At 72.1% G+C, this 21712-nt stretch carries 23 protein-coding genes; 14 read left to right on the top strand and 9 right to left on the bottom strand.

All coding sequences use genetic code 11. The annotated features are described in order from the left end of the window. Nucleotide 1 precedes the first annotated feature (1 nt). Both ACFJGV_RS16070 and ACFJGV_RS16065 read left to right on the top strand, forming a co-directional pair. Complete coding sequence (locus tag ACFJGV_RS16070; protein WP_378144993.1) at nucleotides 2–790, top strand: isocitrate lyase/phosphoenolpyruvate mutase family protein; 789 nt, start codon at nucleotides 2–4, stop codon at nucleotides 788–790. Between the two features lie 42 nt (nucleotides 791–832). Then, complete coding sequence (locus tag ACFJGV_RS16065) at nucleotides 833–1297, top strand: MarR family winged helix-turn-helix transcriptional regulator (protein WP_378144992.1); 465 nt, start codon at nucleotides 833–835, stop codon at nucleotides 1295–1297. Between the two features lie 6 nt (nucleotides 1298–1303). On the opposite strand, the gene ACFJGV_RS16060 is transcribed toward ACFJGV_RS16065, so the two are convergent. Further along, a complete protein-coding gene (locus ACFJGV_RS16060) occupies nucleotides 1304–2527 on the bottom strand; it encodes a pyridoxal phosphate-dependent aminotransferase (RefSeq protein ID WP_378144990.1) in 1224 nt (407 codons plus the stop codon). Nucleotides 2528–2672: 145 nt separating this feature from the next. Here ACFJGV_RS16060 and ACFJGV_RS16055 point away from each other — a divergent pair, with 145 nt between their 5' ends. Together ACFJGV_RS16055 and ACFJGV_RS16050 are read left to right on the top strand one after the other, a co-directional pair. Further along, nucleotides 2673–2930 (top strand): hypothetical protein, encoded by a 258-nt coding sequence (locus ACFJGV_RS16055; protein ID WP_378144989.1) that lies wholly within the window; start codon nucleotides 2673–2675, stop codon nucleotides 2928–2930. Between the two features lie 55 nt (nucleotides 2931–2985). Then, on the top strand, nucleotides 2986–3498 hold the full coding sequence (locus ACFJGV_RS16050) for a MarR family winged helix-turn-helix transcriptional regulator (RefSeq protein WP_378144988.1): 513 nt from the start codon (nucleotides 2986–2988) through the stop codon (nucleotides 3496–3498). Nucleotides 3499–3525: 27 nt separating this feature from the next. Here the strand turns inward: ACFJGV_RS16050 and ACFJGV_RS16045 are convergent, their stop codons facing one another. From ACFJGV_RS16045 to ACFJGV_RS16025, 5 genes are all read right to left on the bottom strand, one after another. Next, nucleotides 3526–4356, bottom strand: coding sequence for a PPK2 family polyphosphate kinase (locus ACFJGV_RS16045; protein ID WP_378144986.1), 831 nt, complete (start codon nucleotides 4354–4356; stop codon nucleotides 3526–3528). Further along, nucleotides 4353–4835, bottom strand: a complete 483-nt coding sequence (locus ACFJGV_RS16040) for a GNAT family N-acetyltransferase (RefSeq protein ID WP_378144985.1) — start codon at nucleotides 4833–4835, stop codon at nucleotides 4353–4355. The genes ACFJGV_RS16045 and ACFJGV_RS16040 overlap by 4 nt, the downstream gene beginning before the upstream one ends. A 33-nt stretch (nucleotides 4836–4868) precedes the next feature. Continuing rightward, nucleotides 4869–6278 (bottom strand): amidohydrolase family protein, encoded by a 1410-nt coding sequence (locus tag ACFJGV_RS16035; RefSeq protein WP_378144983.1) that lies wholly within the window; start codon nucleotides 6276–6278, stop codon nucleotides 4869–4871. A 79-nt stretch (nucleotides 6279–6357) separates the two neighbouring features. Continuing rightward, nucleotides 6358–6750: a response regulator transcription factor gene (locus tag ACFJGV_RS16030; protein ID WP_378144982.1), complete on the bottom strand. Its 393-nt coding sequence runs from the start codon at nucleotides 6748–6750 to the stop codon at nucleotides 6358–6360. Continuing rightward, nucleotides 6699–7844: a hypothetical protein gene (locus ACFJGV_RS16025; RefSeq protein WP_378144981.1), complete on the bottom strand. Its 1146-nt coding sequence runs from the start codon at nucleotides 7842–7844 to the stop codon at nucleotides 6699–6701. The genes ACFJGV_RS16030 and ACFJGV_RS16025 overlap by 52 nt, the downstream gene beginning before the upstream one ends. Before the next feature lie 634 nt (nucleotides 7845–8478). On the opposite strand from ACFJGV_RS16025, the gene ACFJGV_RS16020 reads away from it, so the two are divergent. Then, nucleotides 8479–10338 (top strand): sigma-70 family RNA polymerase sigma factor, encoded by a 1860-nt coding sequence (locus ACFJGV_RS16020; protein WP_378144980.1) that lies wholly within the window; start codon nucleotides 8479–8481, stop codon nucleotides 10336–10338. Between the two features lie 16 nt (nucleotides 10339–10354). Here the strand turns inward: ACFJGV_RS16020 and ACFJGV_RS16015 are convergent, their stop codons facing one another. Both ACFJGV_RS16015 and ACFJGV_RS16010 read right to left on the bottom strand, forming a co-directional pair. After that, a complete protein-coding gene (locus tag ACFJGV_RS16015; RefSeq protein ID WP_378144979.1) occupies nucleotides 10355–10570 on the bottom strand; it encodes a hypothetical protein in 216 nt (71 codons plus the stop codon). Between the two features lie 47 nt (nucleotides 10571–10617). Beyond that, the gene (locus ACFJGV_RS16010) at nucleotides 10618–10989 is read right to left on the bottom strand and encodes a hypothetical protein (RefSeq protein ID WP_378144978.1); all 372 of its coding nucleotides are present in this window, start codon (nucleotides 10987–10989) and stop codon (nucleotides 10618–10620) included. Between the two features lie 110 nt (nucleotides 10990–11099). Between ACFJGV_RS16010 and ACFJGV_RS16005 the strand changes: the two genes are divergently transcribed. The 8 genes from ACFJGV_RS16005 (at nucleotide 11100) to ACFJGV_RS15970 (ending at nucleotide 18158) form a co-directional block, all read left to right on the top strand. After that, nucleotides 11100–11693 carry a helix-turn-helix domain-containing protein gene (locus ACFJGV_RS16005; protein WP_378144977.1) on the top strand — a complete coding sequence of 198 codons (594 nt, stop codon included), beginning with the start codon at nucleotides 11100–11102 and terminating at the stop codon, nucleotides 11691–11693. Then, nucleotides 11690–12205 carry a GNAT family N-acetyltransferase gene (locus tag ACFJGV_RS16000; protein ID WP_378144976.1) on the top strand — a complete coding sequence of 172 codons (516 nt, stop codon included), beginning with the start codon at nucleotides 11690–11692 and terminating at the stop codon, nucleotides 12203–12205. The genes ACFJGV_RS16005 and ACFJGV_RS16000 overlap by 4 nt, the downstream gene beginning before the upstream one ends. A gap of 172 nt (nucleotides 12206–12377) precedes the next feature. After that, nucleotides 12378–13379 carry a TerC family protein gene (locus ACFJGV_RS15995; RefSeq protein WP_378144975.1) on the top strand — a complete coding sequence of 334 codons (1002 nt, stop codon included), beginning with the start codon at nucleotides 12378–12380 and terminating at the stop codon, nucleotides 13377–13379. Continuing rightward, complete coding sequence (locus tag ACFJGV_RS15990; RefSeq protein ID WP_378144974.1) at nucleotides 13376–14260, top strand: hypothetical protein; 885 nt, start codon at nucleotides 13376–13378, stop codon at nucleotides 14258–14260. Before ACFJGV_RS15995 ends, ACFJGV_RS15990 begins: the two co-directional genes overlap by 4 nt. A gap of 325 nt (nucleotides 14261–14585) precedes the next feature. Beyond that, the gene (locus tag ACFJGV_RS15985; protein WP_378144973.1) at nucleotides 14586–15221 is read left to right on the top strand and encodes a histidine phosphatase family protein; all 636 of its coding nucleotides are present in this window, start codon (nucleotides 14586–14588) and stop codon (nucleotides 15219–15221) included. Between the two features lie 19 nt (nucleotides 15222–15240). Continuing rightward, nucleotides 15241–16263: a PHP domain-containing protein gene (locus ACFJGV_RS15980; protein ID WP_378148749.1), complete on the top strand. Its 1023-nt coding sequence runs from the start codon at nucleotides 15241–15243 to the stop codon at nucleotides 16261–16263. Nucleotides 16264–16534: 271 nt separating this feature from the next. Next, nucleotides 16535–17743 carry an acyl-CoA dehydrogenase family protein gene (locus tag ACFJGV_RS15975; RefSeq protein WP_378144972.1) on the top strand — a complete coding sequence of 403 codons (1209 nt, stop codon included), beginning with the start codon at nucleotides 16535–16537 and terminating at the stop codon, nucleotides 17741–17743. Between the two features lie 85 nt (nucleotides 17744–17828). After that, a complete protein-coding gene (locus ACFJGV_RS15970; protein ID WP_378144971.1) occupies nucleotides 17829–18158 on the top strand; it encodes a hypothetical protein in 330 nt (109 codons plus the stop codon). A 184-nt stretch (nucleotides 18159–18342) separates the two neighbouring features. Here the strand turns inward: ACFJGV_RS15970 and ACFJGV_RS15965 are convergent, their stop codons facing one another. Further along, the gene (locus ACFJGV_RS15965; protein WP_378144970.1) at nucleotides 18343–19479 is read right to left on the bottom strand and encodes a VIT1/CCC1 transporter family protein; all 1137 of its coding nucleotides are present in this window, start codon (nucleotides 19477–19479) and stop codon (nucleotides 18343–18345) included. Nucleotides 19480–19598: 119 nt separating this feature from the next. Here ACFJGV_RS15965 and ACFJGV_RS15960 point away from each other — a divergent pair, with 119 nt between their 5' ends. Next, nucleotides 19599–21653, top strand: a complete 2055-nt coding sequence (locus tag ACFJGV_RS15960; RefSeq protein ID WP_378144969.1) for an FUSC family protein — start codon at nucleotides 19599–19601, stop codon at nucleotides 21651–21653. Nucleotides 21654–21712 lie beyond the last annotated feature (59 nt).

Here is a 21712-nt window from a genome sequence, read left to right as displayed (position 1 = left end):
CATGAGCACTCCAGCACCCGACTCCACCGCGCAGAAGGCCCTCACCCTCAAGGCCCTGCACGAATCCGACACCATCCTCCGCGTGGTCAACGTGTGGGACGCGATCACCACGAGGACCGTGGCAGCCCTCCCCGAGACGAAGGCCATCGCCACCGCAGGCCACTCCGTGGCCGCGTCCTACGGCTACGCCGACGGCGAGATCCCCCTCGACCTGGCGCTCGAGGCGGTCGCCCGCATCGTGGCCGCCACGGACCTGCCCGTCACCGCCGACCTCGACGACGGTCACGGCGACGCGGGCGAGACCGTCCGTCGGGCGATCGGCGTGGGGGCGGTCGGCGCCAACGTGGAGGACCGTCTGCGTCCCCTGGACGAGTCGGTCGCCGCCGTGCGCGCGATCGTCGCCGCCGCGGCCGCCGAGGGTGTCGAGTTCCAGCTCAACGCCCGCACCGACGCGATCGCGCGGGGCGGAGACCGCCCGCTCGACGAGAGCATCGACGACGCGATCGCCCGCGGCCGCGCGTTCCTCGACGAGGGCGCCAGCCTCGTTTTCGTGCCCGGCGTCCTCGACCGGCCCACCACCGAGCGGCTCGTGGAGGGTCTCGGCTGGCGCAAGCTGAGCGTCATCGGACTGCCCGGCGCGCTGCGCGCGGCGGAGTACGAGGAGCTCGGCGTCGCCCGCATCTCCTACGGCCCGCTGACCCAGCGTCACGCCCTGCGGGCCTTCCGCGACCTCGCGGTCGACCTCTACGGCGACGGCGTCGTTCCCGAGGACACGCCGCCGCTCAACTGACTCCCCTGCGGGACCCGGCCCTCCGGAGTACTCTGGCGGATCGTGAGCACGGACTATCCGGACACGGTTCGCCAGACCCCCGAGGCCTCCCTCATGCGCGCGCTCCGCGAGTACCGGCAGGCCGAGCAGCGGTTGATCGCGCGAACCGGCGCCGCACTGGGCGTGAGCGAGAACGATCTCGTCGCGCTCCGCTACCTCCTCTGGGAGGAGCGCCGGGGCAGCCTCATCCGGCCGAAGGCGCTCGGGCGCTATCTCGGCCTGTCGAGCGCGTCGATCACCGCCCTGATCGACCGGCTCGTGGCCCGGAGATATGTGTCGAGGAGCCCCGACCCGGAGGACCGTCGCGCCGTCATCATCGCGCTCGAGCTGAGCGATGACGTGCGGGGCCGCATCGAGCGGGTGAACAGCGATCTGCTCGCCGCGCTCGCCCGCCTCGATCCGGAGTCGTCCGCGCGATTCACCGGGTTCCTGCAGGACGTCCGTCTCGAGATCGACCGCGTCGACTGATCCGCTCTACTGCCTGTAGGAGGCGAGGAAGTTCCCGAAGCGCTCGATCGCCTCGGTGATCACCCGCTCCTCGGGCAGGGTGACGACACGCACGTGGTCGGGGTCAGGCCAGTTGAAGCCCGTGCCCTGCACGAGCAGGATGTGCTCCGCCACGAGCAGGTCGTAGACGAGCTTCTCGTCGTCGCGGATCTCGTGCACCTCGGGGTCGAGACGAGGGAAGGCGTAGAGCGCGCCCTGCGGCTTGACGCAGGAGACGCCCGGGATGGCGTTGAGCCCCTCCCAGGAGGCGTCGCGCTGGGCGAGCAGACGGCCGCCGGGCTGGATGAGCGCGTCGATCGACTGCACCCCGGAGAGCGCGGCCTGCACCGCGTGCTGGGCGGGCACGTTGGGGCAGAGGCGCGTCGAGGCGAGGAGCGTGATCCCCTGCAGGAAGCCCGTCGCGTGCTCGCGGGGGCCGGTCACGACCATCCATCCGGATCGGTACCCCGCCACACGGTACGTCTTCGACAGTCCGTTGAAGGTCAGGCAGAGAAGGTCCGGTGCCACTGTCGCCAGGGGGATGTGCACCGCGTCGTCGAAGAGGATCCGGTCGTAGATCTCGTCGGCCAGGAGCAGCAGCGAGTGCTCCCGGGCGATCTCGACGATCCCCTCGAGCACCTCCCTCGTGTACACGGCGCCCGTGGGGTTGTTCGGGTTGATGACCACGATCGCCTTGGTGCGCGGCGTGACCTTCGAGCGGATGTCGTCGAGATCGGGCTGCCAGTCGTTGGCCTCGTCGCTGAGGTAGTGCACGGGAGTGCCGCCGCCGAGGCTGGTCATCGCGGTCCACAGGGGGTAGTCGGGCGCCGGGATGAGGACCTCGTCGCCGTCGTCGAGCAGTGCCTGCATCGTCATGGTGATGAGCTCCGACACCCCGTTGCCGAGGAACACCCACTCGGGGTCGACCCGCGGGAAGCCGGGGACCTGCTCGTAGCGGTACGAGACGGCCTGGCGGGCCGGGAGGATCCCGCGGCTGTCGCTGTACCCGTGGGCGGTCGGCAGCGACGCGATCATGTCGCGCACGATCTGGTGCGGAGCCTGGAAGTCGAACGTCGCCGGGTTGCCGGTGTTGAGCTTCAGGATGCGGTAGCCGTCGGCCTCCAGACGCGAGGCCTCGTCGAGGGCCTTGCCGCGGATCTCGTACAGGACGTTCCGGAGCTTGGACGACTGGTCGAGCGTGCGGTAGGCCATGCCGTCAGGGTACAGCTGCTGACCGACGGGATGCGCCTTAGCAGAGTCGCGAGGACCTTGTCCATCCCTATCTCGTCGGTCTCGAACTAGTTAGGCTGTCTAACGTCTTCACCGAGACCACAAACCCATAGAGGAAGGACCGATCATGGCCGCGATGACCCTCGTCTCCGAGACGGGAAGCTACACCGTCGAGCGGCACGCGAACGGGATCTACCGCGTCTCCCTGGGTGCCTCCTTCCTCGGGTTCGTCGAGCGGGCCGGCGGCATCTACGTCGCTCTCGCGGGAGAGCGCTACGACGTCGCGGTCGAGGTGGGCCAGGCCCACTCACTCGCCTCGGCGGCGTCGGCCCTGTACGCCCGTCGTGGCACGGCCACGCAGATCGGCTTCTCCACGGTCGCCTGATGCCCTCCGTCGATCTGCTCGAGCGTCGAGCTGCGCGGCGTCCTACACTGAACGGATGACCACCGAGGCCGTCGGTTCGTCCGACCACTACTGGTACGGCGAGGCCACCCAGCGCGAGCGCAGTGTCGCCGTGCTCGAGGCCATGCGCACCTATCGCGCTGCCGAGACGGCCATGCGCCGGCGCACCCAGGCCTCGATGAACATGGGCGAGACCGACCTGCTCGCTCTGCGCTACCTCATCCGAGCGAACTCGTCCGGCCGCAGCGTAGGCCCTAAGGAGCTCGCTGCCTACCTCGGCATCTCGAGCGCCTCGACCACGGCACTCCTCGACCGGCTCGAGAAGAGCGGCCACGTCGAGCGGCAACCCAGCCCGTTCGACCGCCGGGCCCTCATCATCCTCCCCACCGTCGCGACCGACGAGGAGGTGCGCTCGACGCTCGGGCAGATGCACTCCCGCATGATGGAAGTCGCCGCGAGGCTCAGCCCCGAGGAGTCGCGGGTCGTCGTGTCGTTCCTCGACGGCATGCGCGACGCCGTCGACGAGATCGACGCCCACATCCAGCCCTAGCGGGCTGCCGAGGCGCCGACCCGGTTCTCAGGTCTCGAGCAGGAGCCGGCGCTGCTCGTCGACGTCGTAGGACGCCTGCGGCCAGGCGAGGTCGAGCGGGCGCATCCGCTCGAGCAGCAGCTGCTGCACGGCCAGGCTCGAGTACCACTTGCGGTCGGCCGGGACGACGAACCAGGGCGCGGCATCGGTGTTGGTGGCGGTGAGCGCCTCGGAGTAGGCCCTCTGCAGCGCGGCCCAGTCCCCCCGGCTGGTGACGTCGGCCTCGGTGAACTTCCAGTGCTTCTCCGGCCGGTCGAGCCGCGAGAGCAGTCGGGCGAGCTGCTCCTCCTTGCCGAGGTGCAGGAACACCTTCACCAGGGTGACGCCGCTGTCGACGAGCTCCTGCTCGAAGCGGTTGATCGCGTCGTAGCGGGCCTCGAGCTCGCTCTGATCGAGGGTGCCGTTCACCGCCGGCACGAGCACGTCCTCGTAGTGCGAGCGGTCGAAGATCCCGAGGAGCCCCGGCGACGGCACGCGCGTGCGGATGCGCCACAGGAAGTCGTGCTCGAGCTCCTCCGGCGTCGGCTTCTTGAAGGCGGCGTAGACGATGCCCTGCGGGTTCATCTGCGCCATCACGCGCTTGACGGTGCCGCCCTTGCCCGCCGTGTCCATCCCCTGCAGCACCAGGAGCACCGACTCACGGCCGCCGCCGGTGCTGTGCGCGAAGAGCTTCTCCTGCAGCGTCTCCAGCTCGCCGACGCTGGCGTCGAACAGCTTCTGGCCCTCCGCCTTGGCGTCGACGTTCGGCGTCAGCGCCGTACCCGCCTCCGAGATCACACCGAGCGGCGCCAGTCGCAGCGCCTCGCTCCACGTCGTCATCGCAGCTCCTTCGTCATGTTCGTCGCCGTCACCCGGTAGCCCAGGGAGTCGTAGAGCGAGCGGGCGACGGTGTTCGGACCGAACACGTTGAGCCCGATCCGGTCGCCGCCGCGGGCGCGGGCCTCCTGCTCGGCCAGGCGCATCGCGGCGCGTCCGTAGCCCTTTCCGCGGTGCTCCTCGTCGATCTCGACGTCGAGCACCCACCACGCGGTCGGCTGATCGGGGTCGAGCAGGCCGATCCACAGCGCGCCCACGACCGTGTCGTCGCCGCCGTCCTCGCCGCGCTCGACCACCTGGAACACGAGCTGCCCTTCGGCGGGTCTGCCACCCGGGAAGTACTCCTGCGACTGCGCCACCCGCTTCGCGGCGTACTCCGGGGTGTCGCCCGCGGCGATCCGCTCGGCGAGGTAGTGCGCCTCGGCGTTCGCCCGCCACACCCCCAGCGCGTCGTCGGGCATCGGCCGCAGTGCAGTCCCCATCCGCCCACCGTACCCCCGCGCGGCGGGGCGGGATCACCAGGCGAGGTCGGCGTCGAGGCCCGCGCGGGCCGCCGAGGCGCGCACGCGATGGTGGAGCTCGTCGGAGGCGCGCTTGGCCTCCGGATGGGTGCTGACGCCGTCGTGGGCGGCGAGACGCCCGCCGACGTAGACGCGGGTGAGGTTCCGCAGTCCGCACGCCATCGCGTAGTGCGCGTACGGGTCCCACACCGGCCCCGTGTCGGGGTTCCGCGGGTCGACGACGACGAGGTCGGCGAGCTTCCCCACCTCGAGCGAGCCGATCCTGTCGGCCACGCGCAGCGCCTCTGCACCACCGAGGGTGTGCATCCGGATCATCTCGCGCGGCATCACGATGCCGGCGTCGCGGTGCAGCGCCCGCTGCGAGTACATCCCGAACCGCATGTTCGAGAACGGATCGGACACATCCGTGCAGGACTGGTCGTCGAGTCCGACGCCGATCGGCATCCCCAGGTCGCGGTAGCGCGGGATGTCGGCGAAGCCGGAGGCGAGCCGGCCGTTGGAGGTCGGCTGCCACACCATCCCCGCACCGGCGGCGGCCGTCGCGGTCGCCATGTGCTCGTCCGGGTGCACGAAGTGGCCGAAGAGAAACCCCGGTCGCAGTGCGCCGGAGCGCTCGTACCAGTCGAACTTCTCGCGCTGCTGCTCCAGCTCCTCGCTGGTCTCGAGGAAGTGGGCCTGGTTCGTCACGCCGTGGACGTCCATCATGCGGGCCTCGTGCATCGCCGTGTCGGGCGAGTCGCTCCACTGCTGGGCGCCGAACACGCTCGCCCCCAGGTCGAGGTCGGCGGGGACGGAGCCGCGCACGTACTCGACGGTCTCGCCGAACACGCGGTACGCGGTGTCGAGGTCCTGCAGCTCGGAGTCGAGCCGGAGCGAGTTGACCATCCGGAGTCCGGCGTCCCGGCCCGCGTCCACCTGTCGATGCACGTACTCGGGTCCGAGGGTGTCGAGCACCATCCGGCTGTCGCTTGCGGCGTCGTACCGGGTGTGGATGCGCGACGACGTGAAGTTGTAGGCCGACGTGATGCCGTTGGCGAGGAAGTCGAGGCAGCCGTGCAGCGTCATCCAGTACGCGTCCTCGGCGTCGGTGCCCGACATGAACTGCGCCTGCACGCCCACCCAGCCGTAGAGCGGCTCGCCGGGCGTCATCCCGCGCATGCCCGACGTGAAGATGTGGCTGTGCGCCGAGACGAACCCCGGTGCGACGAAGGCCCCCCGCACGTCGACGACCTCCTCCGCCGCGAGCGCCTCCGGTGGTGCCTCCCCTGCGCCGAGCGCCGCGATGCGCCCGTCCTGCCCGACGCTCAGCCAGCCGCGGAACCAGTCCTCGCCGTCTTTCATCGACAGCACCACCGCGTCCGTCAGGGTGAGGAGGAGAGGCGCCGCGGGCTCGGGGATGCTCATGCCGTCATCCTGCCTACCGCGTGTTGCGGCGGTGTTGCGCCCGCGTTTCCGTCTCCTCGCGGTCGCCCGCGGGCCTCGCTCAGGGTTCGAGGTGGAGGTCGCGGCCGATCTCCACGGCCCCGTCGCGGCTCGACACCCCGAGCTTGCGGTAGATGCTCCGCAGCTGCGTCTTGACGGTGTTCGGGCTGACGAACAGGGAGTTCGCGATGCCCTCGGTGGTCTCGCCGCGGGTCAGGTGGGCGAGCACGGTGCGCTCGCGCGGGGTCAGGCCGCCCGCGGGGTTCAGCTCGGGCCTCGGCGCAAGCGACTGCAGCACCTGCAGCTGAGCCGCGGTCAGCCCCAGGGTCTCGAGGATGCGCGACGGGAGCAGATGGAGGATCAGCAGCTGGCGGTCGGCGAGGAGCGCCTCCGCCGCCGCCGTCAGCCGCGCGTCGGACTCGTCGCGGAGCACGGCGAGCAGCACGTCGGCCATGCCCGACCAGCGGGGAGGGGTCGACGCGCGGCGCGCGACCGCCCGAGCCCTCCTGACGCCGCCCTGCACGTCCCCCGAGCGGCCTCCGCGAGCGCGAGGGCCAGCTCGAGTGGTGCATTCGGCCGTGTGCCTCCGGCCCGCCCGGAGAGGCCGATCTCCCGCAGATCGGCGAGGGCCCGGAGCGGCCTCGCCTCCAGGAGCCGCAGCCGCACGACGGCCAGCGCGAGGTAGGCCGCGTCGACCCCGCGCGGCGAGAGCGCCGTCGGCTTCGAGACCGTGTGCTGTTCGACCTCGCGCACCATCCCGTGCACGTCGGCCGGGCGGGCGACCAGCGAGCGGACGAACAGCTGCTCGGCCCAGCTCTCCGGATGCGCCTGCTCGCCCAGCGACTCGAGGTGACGCCGGGCAGCGGCGAAGTCGACGACGTCGGCCGCGAGAAGAGCCCGGGCGAGGATCTCCTCTGTGCGATACCGGACGGGCACACCGGCCGCGGGTTCGGTGCGGTCGAGCCACTCCTCCGCGAGGGCGCGACGGCCCGCGACGGCGTGGAGCCAGGCGATCCTGCCGGCGACGTGGCTCGTGATGACCGTGTCGCCGGCGATCGTGCCGAGGTCGAAGGTCTCGAGGTAGTCGACCAGAGCCGCCCGCTCGTCGCCGACGAACTCGTGGCTGCGCCCCCACTGCACCATGAGGTGAGGGAGGGAGTACTGCACCGCGACGCGGTCGGCGTCGGGCGCGCCGTCCAGCGCCGCCCGGGCCCGCCTCGCGGCATCCGTCGCCTCGTCGAGACGACCGGCGGAGCGTCGCCCCGCGGTCCGGCTCGTCAGCTCGGTCAGCGTGTCGAGGAGGTCGCCCGTCTCACCCGTTCGAGGAGCGACGTCACGGTAGACCACCGGCGAGTCGGCCGACGACATCAGGTGGGCGATGTACGCCTCCGCGGCATCCCACCTCGGCTGCGACCGCCGCACGCGCGGCGGCAGCGCGGCGATCGTCGCGTGCAGGAGCGGCAGGTCCTCGGCGATCAGCACCGACCAGTTGTGCTCGAGCAGCAGCACCACCGCATCCCACCGCTCGCCCGCCACGGCCTCCCGCACGGCGTCGGCGATCGCCGCCAGCCGTTCCCCCTGGTGTCGCCCATGACCTTCCCTCTCCCGATGCTGTCTCAGACCCAGATCGAGCGGATCGCGTTTCGTGACGCGATCCGCGTCACGAATCCGCGCATCCGGACTCTGAGTCGGTACGACAGCGTCGGGTGAGCACGACAGCGGCAGCACCGCAGGAGGGATGGGTCATGGACTTCCGCCGACAGCCGGTCGGCCGGTTCGAGTTCCGGGCGAGCCCGTGGGGGCGGATCGGGGCGGGGCGAGTCCGGCGAGTGGTCGTGTGGCGGAGCGAGGTCACCGTGTGGACGGGAGGGGGACGTCGCTGCTGGGTGCGGGGCGGGGTCGCCTTCCACTTCGCCGAGTCCGGTGGGGGGCGCGGCCTGTCCCGTCACATCCTCGCGGTGGGCGAGGGGCCGGTCGTCGTCCTCGACGCGTCGGGCTTCCCCCGTGCGCGCTACCTCCTCCTGCGTCGACACCTCGAGAACTTCATGGCCACCGGCGGTACCGCTCTCTCGAGACCGCCCGGGTTTGCGTCGCGCTCCGATCACCGCTACCGTTCCGAGCATCCGCGAGGAGCCAGGTGGGGGCATGGATCGCGTGATCTTCGGACCGAATGAGCTCCCTCATGAGAAGACCGGCCTCCCACCTCCTCGCCGACGACGTGCTGCTGGCGCGCACCCGCGACGATGACCGCAGCGCCTACGGAGAGCTGTGGCTGCGCCACTCCGCCGCCGCCTACGCGGTGGCTCGCGCCTACCCGCGGCTCGACGCCGACGACGTCGTCGCGGAGGCGTTCTCCCGGGTCCTCGCTGCGCTCCGCGGCGGCCGCGGCCCCGACCTGGCCTTCCGTCCGTATCTGCTCACGACGGTGAGGAACGTCATCCGCGACTGGGGCACGCGCCCCGCTGCGGACACCGTCGACGACTTCGACCAGACGATCGACCCCGCCGCGCTCGACGCGGAGGAGGCGACGATCGCCGCGCTCGACGGCACCGCCGCCTCGACCGCCTTCCGCAGCCTGCCCACCCGCTGGCAGGAGGCCCTCTGGTACAGCGAGGTCGACGGCCTCAAGCCCCGGCAGTTCGCGCCACTGCTCGGTCTGGCACCCAACGCCGCGTCCGCCCTCGTGGTCCGGGCGCGTCGGGCGTTCCGCGACGCGTGGGTCACGTCCCAACTGGCCCGCGCCGACTCCCCCGAGTGCCAGGTCGTCCTCGACAGCCTCGGCGCGCACACCCGCGGAGCGGTCTCCGCCCGGCAGCGGCGTGCGATCGACGAGCACCTTGCCGGCTGCACCTCCTGCGCGATCGCCTGGACCGAGGCGCGCGACGTCGCCTCCCGGCTCGCACTCGTCCTGCTCCCCCTCTGCGCGGGAGCGGCCGGCGCCACCGGCTACCTCGCCTGGGCGCACGAGGGCGCCGCTGCGGTGAGCGCCTCCCTCGCCCCCGCGGGAACGGCCGGACCGACGTCCGTCCGGGGCCAGGAGGCCGCGAGCCGGGGAGCCGCGAGTCGGGCCGGGATCGTCGCGGTGGCCGCGGCGGGGATCGCCGCCGTCGCGGTCGCGGCGGCGCTCATCGTGAACGCGCTCCCTTCCGCGGATCCGGCCACCGAGGCCATTCCCGCGGCAGCAGCTCAGGATGCCCCGGCCGGCTCCGACGCACCGGCGCCGGCCTCCGCGAGCGACGGCGGGGCGCCGTCCGAGGCCGTTCCCGCCCCGGCCCCGACCCCGCAGCCGTCCACGCGACCGCAGCCGTCGCCGCCCTCGCGGCCTTCGCCGTCGTCGCCGGCGAAGGACCCCGGCGCCTCACTCCCGGAGCCGGTGCCCGCCTCCGACGGCGGCGGCTCGGCGACCGAGCCCGTGCCGGGCGCGCCGGGGGATCCGGGTACGACGACACCCGAGGAACCCGATCCGCTCCCCACCCCCACCATGAGCGTCGACACCTCGGCCGGGCCCCTCGTGTACCCACTGGTGTCCGGCGGCGACGCGCGGCCCGGGAGCGTCGTCGACCTCGTCGACGACGGCGGAGTCGTCATCGCCTCGACCACGGCCGACGCGGACGGCTCCTGGAGCATCGGCGAGTTCTCGGGCGCGGAGTGCGCCACCGACGCCGGCAGCTATCTCCCGGCGGGCGAGCACACCATCCGCCCGCGTCAGTCACTGGACGGCGCTCGGTCCGCCGAGGGCGCGCCGGTGACGTTCACTCTCACGGCGCCGCCCGTCTTCAGCACACCGGCGGCCGGACAGACCGTCTCGCACACGGGTTTCGAGCTCGCCTTCACGGGAATGCCGAACACCTCGGTGCAGAGGATCCGCATCCCCGATGCCGAACCCTGCCGTCCGGTCCCCATGCTCACGGATGCGGCAGGAGCGTACTCGGGGACGTACAGCGTGCCGGAGCCCGAGACTTTCACGCTCGGCCTGCGCTACATCGACCCGGCGACCGGCCGCCACGGGGCGGCCGTCTTCGTCACGTTCACGGCGGAGTGACCCCGCTCGCGACGGCTCAGGTCTGCGGGTGGGTGAAGTCGCTGCTGCCCGGGTTGACATAGCTCGAGCGCTTCGGCTCGTCCGCATCGTCGTCGACCTCGGCCGTGCCCTTCTTGTCGTAGAAGGCCGCATCGGCGTCGGCGAGGAGATCGCGCCCGGCGTCCTTCTGCTCGTCGGTGGCCTCATCGGCCCCGCTCATCAGCGGCTCGTCCTGGGTTCGCTCATCGCTCATACCCGCGACCGTAATCCCGGTCGCCCGGTCCCGCATCCTGCTCGATGTCAGGCGGCAGGGCCGGCGGCGACCGCGAACAGCGCCAGCGCCCCGCCGATGATGAAGAGGGCGGTGCCGAACTGCATCGTGCGCGTCTTGTTCTTGTCGGCGATCGGCACGCTGACCTCGAGGATCGGGCAGCCCGACCATCCGATGAGTCCCACGCTCAGCGCCACCAGCACCGACCCGACCCACCAGATGGCGTCGAGAAGAGGGGGCAGCACCCCGGGGCGCCAGCCCGACGCGAACAGCGTCGAGGCCACGAGTCCGGCGGAGCCGGCGGCCACGGCGAACCACGCCGTCCCCGTCCACATGATGCGCTGGACGTTCTTCTCGGGAGACATCAGCTCGTGAGTCTCGGTGTGCAGCTCCTGGGTCATGATCAGAGTCTGCACCCAAAGAAGTGGACCTGGGTCAACAACAGCCCTCTGAGTCCGTGTGCGCTACGATAGTAGCCAGTGAGTGCATCATAGTGACGGAGAGGATCCTCATGGAGGACGACCTGACGCCGGCCCTCGCGGGCGCGCTCCGGTCGGCCCGCGAGGAGGGCGGACTGTCGAGTGGCGCCCTCGCCGAGGCATCGGGTGTCTCCAGGGCGATGATCTCCAAGATCGAGCGCGGAGACTCCCAACCCACCGCCGCGCTCCTCGCCCGACTCTGCGCGGCGCTCGGCCTGACCCTCTCGGAGCTGATCGCCCGAGCCGAGGGCTCTCGCAGTCGACTCGCGCATCGTCACGATCAGCCCGTCTGGACCGATCCCGCCTCCGGATACACCCGTCGAGCCGTGTCACCCGCCGCGAGCGCGACGCTCGAGCTCGTCGAGGTCGAGCTCCCGGCGGGAGCGCGCGTGATGTACCCCGCCGAGTCGTACCGCTTCATCGACCAGCAGATCTGGGGCCTCGGCGGCACCCTCCACTTCAGCGAGGGCGGCGAGACGCACGTCCTGCACGCCGGCGACTGCCTCCAGCTCGGGCCGCCGTCGGACTGCGTGTTCGAGAACCCAGGACCGGGTCCCTGCCGCTACCTCGTGGCCATCGCGAAGAACCCCTCCCGCGCCGCCACATCGAGGGGAGAGCACCGATGAGGATCGAGGCCGCCGCGCTCGAGCACATCGCGGAGATCGCCGCGATCTACAACGACGCCGTACTGACCACCACCGCGGTCTGGAACGACTCCCCCGTCGGTGTCGACGACAGGAGAGCGTGGCTGGAGGATCGGCTACGACTCCGATTCCCCGTCCTCGTCGCCCTCGACGAGGACGGGGGCGTGGTCGGCTACGCCACGTTCGGGCCCTGGCGTCCGCACGACGGCTACCGCAACACCGTCGAGCACTCCGTCTACGTGCGGAGCGACCAGCGCGGAAACGGGGTCGGGCGGATGCTCATGGTCGCCCTCATCGACCTCGCGCGAGCAGGGCGCGTCCACGCCATGATCGGAGCGATCACGTCCGACAACACTGCTTCCCTCCGCCTCCACGAGGCGCTCGGCTTCGAGCACGGTGGCACTCTGCGGCAGGTGGGGGCGAAGTTCGGCCGGTGGCTCGATCTCACGTTCCTGCAGCTGATCCTCGACGAGAGGCCGACGCCTCTCAGCTGATCGTGAGGCGGTTCTCGACGCATCCGGGTAGGATTGTCGTCGACAAGGGGAGTACTCCCACTGGCAGTGAGCCCGTCACTACGGATGCGTCGTCGCACTCCCGGGCCATTGGTTCCGACGAAGGTCGGAATGGAGGAGACCTTGGCGCCGTCGCCTACCCCTTGGAGCACCCATGCAGGTCACCCCGCTGGTCTGGATCATCACCATCGCCGTGACGATCGCCTTCTTCGTCTACGAGTTCTTCGCGCACGTCCGGAAGCCCCACGAGCCGACCATCGGCGAGTCCGCCCGCTGGTCCGCGTTCTACATCGGTCTCGCGCTGCTGTTCGGCGTGGGCATCGGCGTCGTCTCCGGATGGACGTACGGTGGCGAGTACTTCGCCGGCTACCTCACCGAGAAGGCGCTGTCGATCGACAACCTCTTCGTGTTCCTCCTGGTGATGAGCGCGTTCGCCGTGCCGAAGGCATACCAGCAGAAGGTGCTGATGATCGGCATCATCATCGCGCTCGTGCTGCGCGGCGGGTTCATCGCGGTGGGTGCGACCCTCATCGAGAACCTGTCCTGGATCTTCTACCTCTTCGGCGCGCTGCTGCTGTTCCTGGCGTGGCGTCAGGCGTTCTCGAACCACGAGTCCGACCCTGCGAACGGCCGGTTCATGCGCTTCGCCCGCCGACACCTCCCGGTGACCGACGAGTACCACGAGGACCGCCTCACCACGCGCATCGACGGCAAGCGCTTCGTCACCCCGATGTTCCTCACGATCATCGCGATCGGGTTCATCGACCTCATCTTCGCGGTCGACTCGATCCCCGCCATCTACGGCCTGACGAGCGAGGCCTACATCGTGTTCACGGCCAACGCCTTCGCGCTGATGGGCCTCCGCCAGCTGTTCTTCCTCATCGGCGGACTCCTCGAGCGCCTCGTGTACCTCTCGCAGGGCCTCGCCGTCATCCTCGCCTTCATCGGCGTGAAGCTCGTCTTCCACGCGCTGCACGTCAACGAGCTTCCGTTCATCAACGGCGGGCACCCGGTGGAGTGGATCCCCGAGATCCCGATCTGGTTCTCGCTGCTGTTCATCGCCGCGACGATCACCGTCGCCACCGTCGCGAGCCTCGCCAAGACCCGGGGCGCTCGAGCGGATGCGAAGTCCGGGAAGAAGGAGGTCCACTCGTGAGCGCGTTCTCGAAGCTGATCGGCATGGCGCAGAAGGCCCTCGGTGAGGATCGGGCGCCCTCTTCGGGCTCCGGTTCGGGCTCGGGCCTGGGTTCGGGCTCCGGCTCCGGTTCGGGCGACTGGCGCTCGGTGGTGTGGCAGGCCGCCGACCGCCTCACGGGTGACGGGCGCCCTCCGGCTGCTGCGCCTGCGCAGTCGGCTCGTCCCGCGAGCGCGACCGACCCGGCGGATCGGGCGGCCATCGCCCGCTACGACTACCTGCTGCAGACCGCCGACCCGCACCAGGTCGAGCAGGTGCACCGGGAGGCGTTCGCGCGACTCACACCGGCGCAGCGGGAGCAGGTGCAGTCGCGGATGCGGTCGGAGCTCCCCGCGCACGAGCAGCCGCGCTCGTCGGGTGCGGACGACCTCGCCCGCGCCGCCGCGCGCACCGAGGCGAGCCGCCCGGGCCTCCTGCGCGGCCTCCTCGCCCGGGCCGGTGCCGGAGGCTCGTCTCGGGGCAGCGGCGCCGGTCTCGGGATGGCGGCCGCGGGGATGGGAGTGGGCGCGGTGGGCGGTGTGCTCGCCGCGGTGGCGGGCGGCGCGATCGTGAGCTCGGTCGCCGGCCCGCTGCTCGATCAGGCGATGAACCTCGGCGTCGACTTCGACGCTCTCGCGAGCGGCATCGACGTCGAGTCGATCGCCGGCGGCGCCCTCGGGGATGTGGCGGGCGGTGTCGAGGGCCTGACCGGCGGTGTCGAGGGCCTGACCGGCGACCTCGCCGCCGGCGCAGGCGATCTCGCGGGGTCCGCGGGCGAGGCGGCCTCGGGCTTCGGCGATCAGCTCGGCGGCCTCGGCGACCGCCTCGGCTCCTTCGGCCTGGACGACCTCTTCGGCCGCTGACCCGCGCCGGTACCGACCGCGGCGCGGGTTCCGCTCCCTGAGCGCACCGACGAGGCCCATGCGGCCTCGCCGCAGCGACGAGCGGGCGAAACCCGCACGACCCGCATCCGCTCCGCCCGACGTCACCGGAACCAGCACCTCCACCCACCCGGCACGTCCGGCCGCCCAGCATGGGCGGGTTCCGCCCGCTGAGCGCGCCGACGAGGCCTCTGCGGCCTCGACGCCGCGGCAAGCGGGCGCAACCCGCCCCGCACCATCCCGACACCACGGCATCCGGCCGGCCCACCGGGGGCGCTCGGAGACGGGCGCACGTAGGATCGGGGGCGTGAGCGACGAACCGGCCGAGCCCCCTGTCACCCGCAGCCACATCTACCTCGTCAGGCACGGGGAGACGGAGTGGAGCCTGTCGGGGCGGCACACGGGCCGCACCGACATCCCCCTCACCGCGACCGGCGAGGCGCAGGCCCGGGCGGCGGGGCGGGTGCTCGCGGGGCACGACTTCGGCGTGGTCTACACGTCGCCCCGGCAGCGGGCGCGGCGCACGGCCGAGCTCGCCGGCTTCGGCGACCGCGCACACGTGCTCGACGACCTCGCCGAGTGGGACTACGGCGCCTATGAGGGTCTGCTGAAGCCCGAGATCGAGCGGCTCCACGGCGGCCCCTGGTCGATCTGGAGCGACGGCGCGATGAAGGACGAGGAGGGCCGCGGCGAGGACGCCGCCGAGGTGCAGGCTCGCGCCCGAGCGGTCATCGAACGCGTCCGTCCCGCCCTCGTCGCGGGCAAGGATGCGCTGGTCTTCTCGCACGGCCACTTCCTCCGTTCGCTGGCGGTCACCTGGCTCGGGGTGCCGATCTCGTCCGGCGAGCGCATCGCGCTCGACACGGCGAGCCTGTCGATCCTCGGCTTCGAGCACGGGAAGCACGTGCTGCGGCTCTGGAACCGCACGCCGTACACGGAGTGACGTCGTGGCCGCCGCACCGCTGACCCCTCTCGACGCGCTCACCGAGATCGCGTTCCGGCTCGAGCTCGAGCGGGCGCCGTCGTTCAAGGTGCAGGCGTTCCGCCGGGCGGCAGGCGTGGTCGCCGGTCTGGGCGATGAGCAGGTGGCCGAGCGCGCCGCATCCGGCCGGCTCTCGAACCTCAAGGGCATCGGGTCGAGCACGCTGGCGGTGATCACGCAGGCGCTCGCCGGCGAGGTGCCCGAGTACCTCGAGAAGCTGCGCGACCGCGAGCCCGACATCCTCGGCGGCGTCGACGCGGCGCTCGAGCTGCGGGCGCAGGTGCGCGGCGACCTCCACTCGCACAGCGAGTGGTCCGACGGCACCGTCCCCGTCGAGCTCATGGCGGCCACGGCGCAGCAGCTCGGACGCGAGTACCTCGCCCTCACCGATCACTCCCCTCACCTCACGATCGCGCACGGCCTCAGCGCCGAGCGCCTGCTCGAGCAGCTCGACCTCGTGGCGCAGATCGACGAGGGCGCCGACGGGTTCAGGCTCCTCACCGGCATCGAGACCGACATCCTCGAGGACGGCACCCTCGACCAATCCCCCGAGCTTCTCGACCGGCTCGACGTCGTGGTCGCGAGCATCCACTCCGACCTGCGCGCCGACCGGGCGACCATGACGAAGCGGATGCTCGGAGCCGTCGACGATCCGCGCACCAACGTGCTCGGGCACTGCACGGGCCGGCTCGTCGAGGGCTCGCGGGGCACGCGCCCCCAGTCGCAGTTCGACGCAGAGCGCGTCTTCTCCGCGTGTGCGGCCAACGACGTCGCGGTCGAGATCAACTCCCGCCCCGAGCGGCAGGATCCGCCGGACGACCTCATCCGGGTCGCCCTCGACGCGGGCTGCCTGTTCAGCATCGACTCGGATGCGCACGCACCCGGTCAGCTCGCGTTCATCGACTACGGCGTCGCCCGCGCGGCGGCGGCAGGGGTGCCCGCGGACCGCATCATCACCACCTGGCCGGTGGATCGACTGCTCGCGTGGACGACCGCCTTCTGACCGGATCCGGCCCTCGATGAGCCCTCGGCAGGGGTGAAGATGAGGAAATAGTAGACACCAGGTCTCGTGTCCAATCATGCTACAGTCATCCTCATCGTCCCCCAGGACGCGCACTCTATCGGTGCGGTGCGGGTTCGACCGTTTCGGGTCCGGTCGAACCCGCACATCTCTGTGCGGCACCGCTGCAAGGGCATCGGCCCCGCATGACCGGGCCGCGTCATCCGCTGTCACGCGACGATCGCGACGCCACCGCGCTGGCATAGTGGAGACCGTGCCCGAAGACCAGGTCCTCCCACCCGTCGTGACCAGCAGGGCGGATGCCCTCGCCCTCGGACGCGAGCTGGCCGACGAGCTCGCCCCGATCGCCGTCGCCCGCGACGCGGAGGGCACGGCGCCCTTCGCCGAGGTGCGGCGGCTGCGTGCCACCGGCCTCCTGCCCGCCGCCATCCCGACCTCACTGGGCGGCGGCGGCCTCGACTGGCCCACGATCTTCGAGACGATGCGCCCGATCGCCCGGGTGGATGCGGGGCTCGGCCACGTCTTCACGTATCACTTCCTGCAGTCGTGGCGCATCCGGCTGAACGAGGAGTCCGAGCGCATCGAGGCGCTGCAGCGCCGATCCGCAGAGCAGCACTGGTTCTGGGGCGGCGCCGGCAACCCGCGCGACGCGAGCCTCGAGCTCACCCCGGTCGGCGACGGCTTCACCGTGCGCGGCCGGAAGTTCTTCGCCACGGGCGCCCAGGTGTCCGACCGCATCGTCGCGAGCGCCACGCACCCGGGCGACGGCGAGAAGTACTCCGTCGTGATCGACGCGCACCTGTCCGAGGTGGTGCACCACGACGACTGGGACAACATCGGCCAGCGACTCTCGGCCTCGGGGTCGGTGTCGTTCGAAGATGCGGTCGTGCCCGACGCCTACGTCCTCGGCCCGAGCGAGCAGGCAGGGGCACGCTACCGCCCGTACGCGTCGCTGTCGGGTCTGTCGTTCCAGCTCGCCCTCGCGCACCTGCAGGTCGCGATCGCCGAGGGCGCCCTCGCCGCCGCCGCCGGCTACGTGCGGAACGGGACCCGGCCGTGGGGCACGAGCGGCGTCGATCGCGCGATCGACGACCCCTACATCCGCGAGCTCATCGGGCAGCTCGGGTCGGCGACGCGGGCCTCGGATGCGCTGGTCTGGCGCGCCACCGACCTCTTCGCCGCGGCGGAGGAGAAGGGCTGGGAGCTCGGCGACGACGAGCGCGGCGAGCTGTCGATCGAGCTCTCGGCCGCGAAGGTCGAGACCTCGCGGCTCGCCCTCGACGTCTCGTCGCGGGTGTTCGACCTCACCGGGGCGCGAGCCACGGCCTCGCGGCACGGGTTCGACCGGTTCTGGCGCAACGCCCGCACCCTCACCCTGCACGACCCGGCCGTCTACAAGGCGCGTGAGGTGGGCGACCGGCTGCTCACGGGCGAGTTCCCCGAGCCCTCGGGCTACAGCTGATCGGAAGGCGACCGGCGGTGGCGCCCACGCGCATCCGGTGGTCGACTCGAAGGAGCGGATGCGCTGCATCCCGGAAGGAGACATCGTGAGCGACACCAGCACCCCCGGCGACGAGCCGTTCTTCGACCGCGAGGAGGCCTTCGAGGAGGCCAACGACCTCGAGACCAACGACGCCGTGGCCGGAGAGACCGTCTGGGACGGCCCCGGTGACGGCAACGACGGGCCCACGGGCGGATCGCCGCGCGAGGGATCCCCCGACTGGAGCCAGCAGGGCGACACGCAGTACCGCGCCCCAGAGGCGCCGGAGGACGAGGAGCCGGGCGAGTTCCCCTCGGACGAGCGCCTCGACCCCGACCTCGGCGCGGGCGTCGGCGACGGTCCCGAGCAGTCCGACCCGGACGAGCAGACCGTCTGACCCGCCCCGCCCGGCCTCTACCCGCGGCGACCCGCTCCGTGGCGTCCGCCACACTCCTGGCGTTTCGCCACGCGCATGCGTATGGCGAAACGCCATCAGTGTGGCGGAACGGGGCTGACGACGCTCGATGAGCGGCGGGTCAGGCGAGCGCGGCGAGCGCGGCGAGCATGGCGAGCGCGGCGGGTCAGCCCAGGGTGGCGCCGAAGGCGAGGCCCAGGAGGTAGGTGGCGGCGGCCGCGCCGAATCCGATCGCGAGCTGCCGCACCGCCCGCTTGAGGGGCGACGCCCCCGAGAGCAGGCCGACCACGGCGCCCGTGCCGAGCAGCGCGATGCCGACGAGCGCGGCCGCCACGGCCACCGCGACGAGTCCGGAGAGGCCGAACAGGTACGGGATCACCGGCACGACCGCACCCGAGGCGAAGAACAGGAAGCTCGAGATCGACGCCTGCCACGCCGTGCCGATCTCCTCGTGCTCGTCGACGTCGACGTCCACTCCCCCGGCCGCACCGACACCGTCGGGCGACGCGCCCTCCGTGTCGCCCGGACGCACCGGTGGGAGCACGCGGATCGCGGCCGTCGACGAGGAGATGCCGGCGAAGACGTCGCGGGCGCGCGCCTCCGCCTCCTCCTCGCTCATGCCGCGAGCGCGGTAGACGAGCGCGAGCTCGTTGGCGTCGACGTCGAGCTTCGGCACGGCGGTCGACGCCTGGGGGTCGGGGGTGGAGGCGGCGAGCAGCTCGCGCTGCGAGCGCACCGACACGTACTCGCCCGCGCCCATCGACAGCGCCCCGGCGAGGAGTCCCGCCACACCGCTGGCGAGCACGACCGTGTTCGATACCCCGGTCGCGCTCATGCCGAGCACCAGGGCGAGATTCGACACCAGGCCGTCGTTCGCCCCGAAGACGGCGGCGCGGAACGTCCCCGACAGGCGGCTGCGCCCCCTCGCTGCGAGAGCCCGCACGACCTCGCCATGGATGCGCTCATCGGCGGCCATGGCCTCGGTGGCGTCGACGTCGGTGTCGTACGGCGACCGCGCCTCGGCGCGCTGCATCAGAGCGAGCACGAAGACCGAGCCGAAGCGCTTCGCGAGCACCCCGAGCATCCGGGTGCGGAAGTCGGCCCGGACCGGGCGGCCCACCTCGTCGCCCAGCAGCTCGACCCAGTGCGCCTGGTGGCGCCGCTCGGCCGCGGCGAGCGAGAGCAGGATCTCGCGCTCCGAGCCGGTGCGCCGCTCGGCGAGCTCGTCGTAGACCCGCGCCTCGGCCAGTTCGTCGGCGAGGTACCGGCGCCATCGGCGCAGGTCGGCGGGGGTCGCGGTCACCCCTCCATCCTCCCATCCCGTCGGAGAGGCTCGTCCCCGGGACCGCAGGCCTCGCCGAGGGCGAGGTTCCACCTCACCACGGCCCGCCCCGCGGAGCCCCGGACCGATAGCATTCGAGGGTGGCGGACGGGGTGCGGGAGACCGAATGGCTCCGGGAGCTCGCCCGCCTGAAGCCGGCGCGGTTCCCCCTCGCGCTGGCCGTGCGCACGTTCCTGGCCGCGGCCGTCCCACTGTTCCTCGGGTTGGCGACCGGGCAGTTCCTGCTCGGGCTCTACGTCACGCTCGGCGCTCTCATGACCACGACCGCCGACCGCGGCGGCGCCTACCGCACACGCTTCCGGCAGCTGCTCGTCACCGCCCCGCTCGGGGCGCTCGGCTTCACGCTCGGACACCTGGTCGCCGGCCACGGCTGGCTCACCGTCGTGCTGCTCGCCGCCGTCGGCCTGCTCTCGGGCCTCATCAGCGGATACGGCGCCGCGTTCTCGCTCGGCTCGATGCAGATGCTCGTGTTCTCGATCGTGACGGTCGGGGTCACGAGTCCGCTGCCCTGGTGGGTCCCGTCGGCACTGTACCTCGTGGGCGGGGTGTTCACCGCGCTCATGCTGTCGCTCGAGACCCTGGTGGACCGCCGGCGCCCCGAGCGGGCGGCCCTCCGCAACTCGATCGTGGCCCTCGCCGAGCTGAGCGCCGCGACCGACGAGGGTGACGACCCCGCCTTCGAACGCGCCCGGCAGGCCCTCACCGACATCACCGCGACGGCGTATCGCACCCTGCTCGACACCCGCGCCCGGAGCGAGGGGCGCACCCTCCAAGCCGATCGCGACGCGGTCGTCCTCGCCGGGATCAGCGAGGTGTCGTCGGCTCTCATCGCCGCCCACGCCGCGGGGCAGCGCACGACGGATGCGACGGCGTGGCTCACCGCGATGGCCGAGGCCCTGGTCAAGCGCGGTTCGCGTCCGCCCTCACCGCCCGCCGTCGACCTCGCGAGCACGCAGACGCTCCGCCGCACCCTCGAGCTGGCGGAGGCGATCTGGCCCCGGGACCGCGCCCTCAGCGCGGCCACCCGGTCGATCCCCGTCGTGTCGGCGACCGCGACGCGCCCGACCGGCACCGCCTCCAGCACCGACCCCGGCGCCGTCGCGCGGGCCACGCCGCTGCCGGTCGGTCCGACCGCGCAGCCCGCGGGCGCGTCGGTGCTCTCGCAGCTGCTCGTCGGCCGTGCGGTGGTGACGAGCGCGGTGCGCCTGGCCCTCTGCATCGGGATCGCCGCGATCGCGCAGCACTGGGTGCCCGGCGACCGTTCGTACTGGATAGGCCTCACCGTCGCCCTCGTCCTCAAGCCCGACTTCGGCTCGGTGTTCGCCCGAGCGGTGCAGCGCAGTGTGGGCACGGTCATCGGGGTGGCGATCGGGGTGGGCATCCTGGCGCTGGTGCCGAAGAGCGAGCTGGCGGTCCTCATCCTCATCATCGCGGTGCTCGCCGCCGTGCTGCCGTGGAGCGGGCAGCGCGGCTACGGACTGCAGAGCATCTTCCTCGCCCCGTTCGTGCTGCTCATCTTCGATCTCATCGCCCCGGGCCCGCAGACCGTCGACTACGGCGCGCAGCGCCTGCTCGACACGGTGGTCGGATGCGTGATCGTCCTGGTCTTCGGCTACCTGATCTGGCCGCGGTCGCTCCGCACGAGCCTCCCGGCCGCCGTCGCCGACGCGGTGGATGCGGTGGCCGCGTACGTCCGCGGCGCGACCGTCCCCGAGGCGGCCGACTCCGCGGCGGGTGCCGAGCTCCGCCGCCGGATGACCGGGCTCCGCCGCACGGCGTACCGGGCGCTGTCGGATCTGCGCATCCAGCTGCAGCGGTCGCTCGCCGAGCCGCCGCCGGCGAGCCGGGAGGCGAAGGCGTGGTTCCCCGCCGTCGCCGCGGCCGAGCGGCTCTGCGACCGCGTCACGACGTACGCGCAGAACCGGCGCCGCGGTGGTCCGCAGCCCGATCGCGAGGCCGCCGAGGCCGTCGCCGTGGAGCTGGAGGCGCTGGCTGGGCTGACTCGCGCCGCCGCCCCGCGTCCCGGGCGGTGGCGCGCCGACTCCGTCGACGACACGGCCGGCCCGGAGGCCCTGCTCGAGGCCCTCGAACGCTCCGCGACGCGGTTCTCCGCCGCCGTCGACACCCGCGTCTGAGCGTCAAGCTCCACGTACCCACGCCGCCCAGACACACGAAGACCCCCGCCGCCCTGAGG

This window comes from Cnuibacter sp. UC19_7, from assembly GCF_042699995.1.
Taxonomy (GTDB): Bacteria; Actinomycetota; Actinomycetes; order Actinomycetales; family Microbacteriaceae; genus Cnuibacter.
The sequence above is the reverse complement of the archived record's forward strand: the minus strand, read 5'-3'. Positions and strand labels throughout refer to the sequence as shown.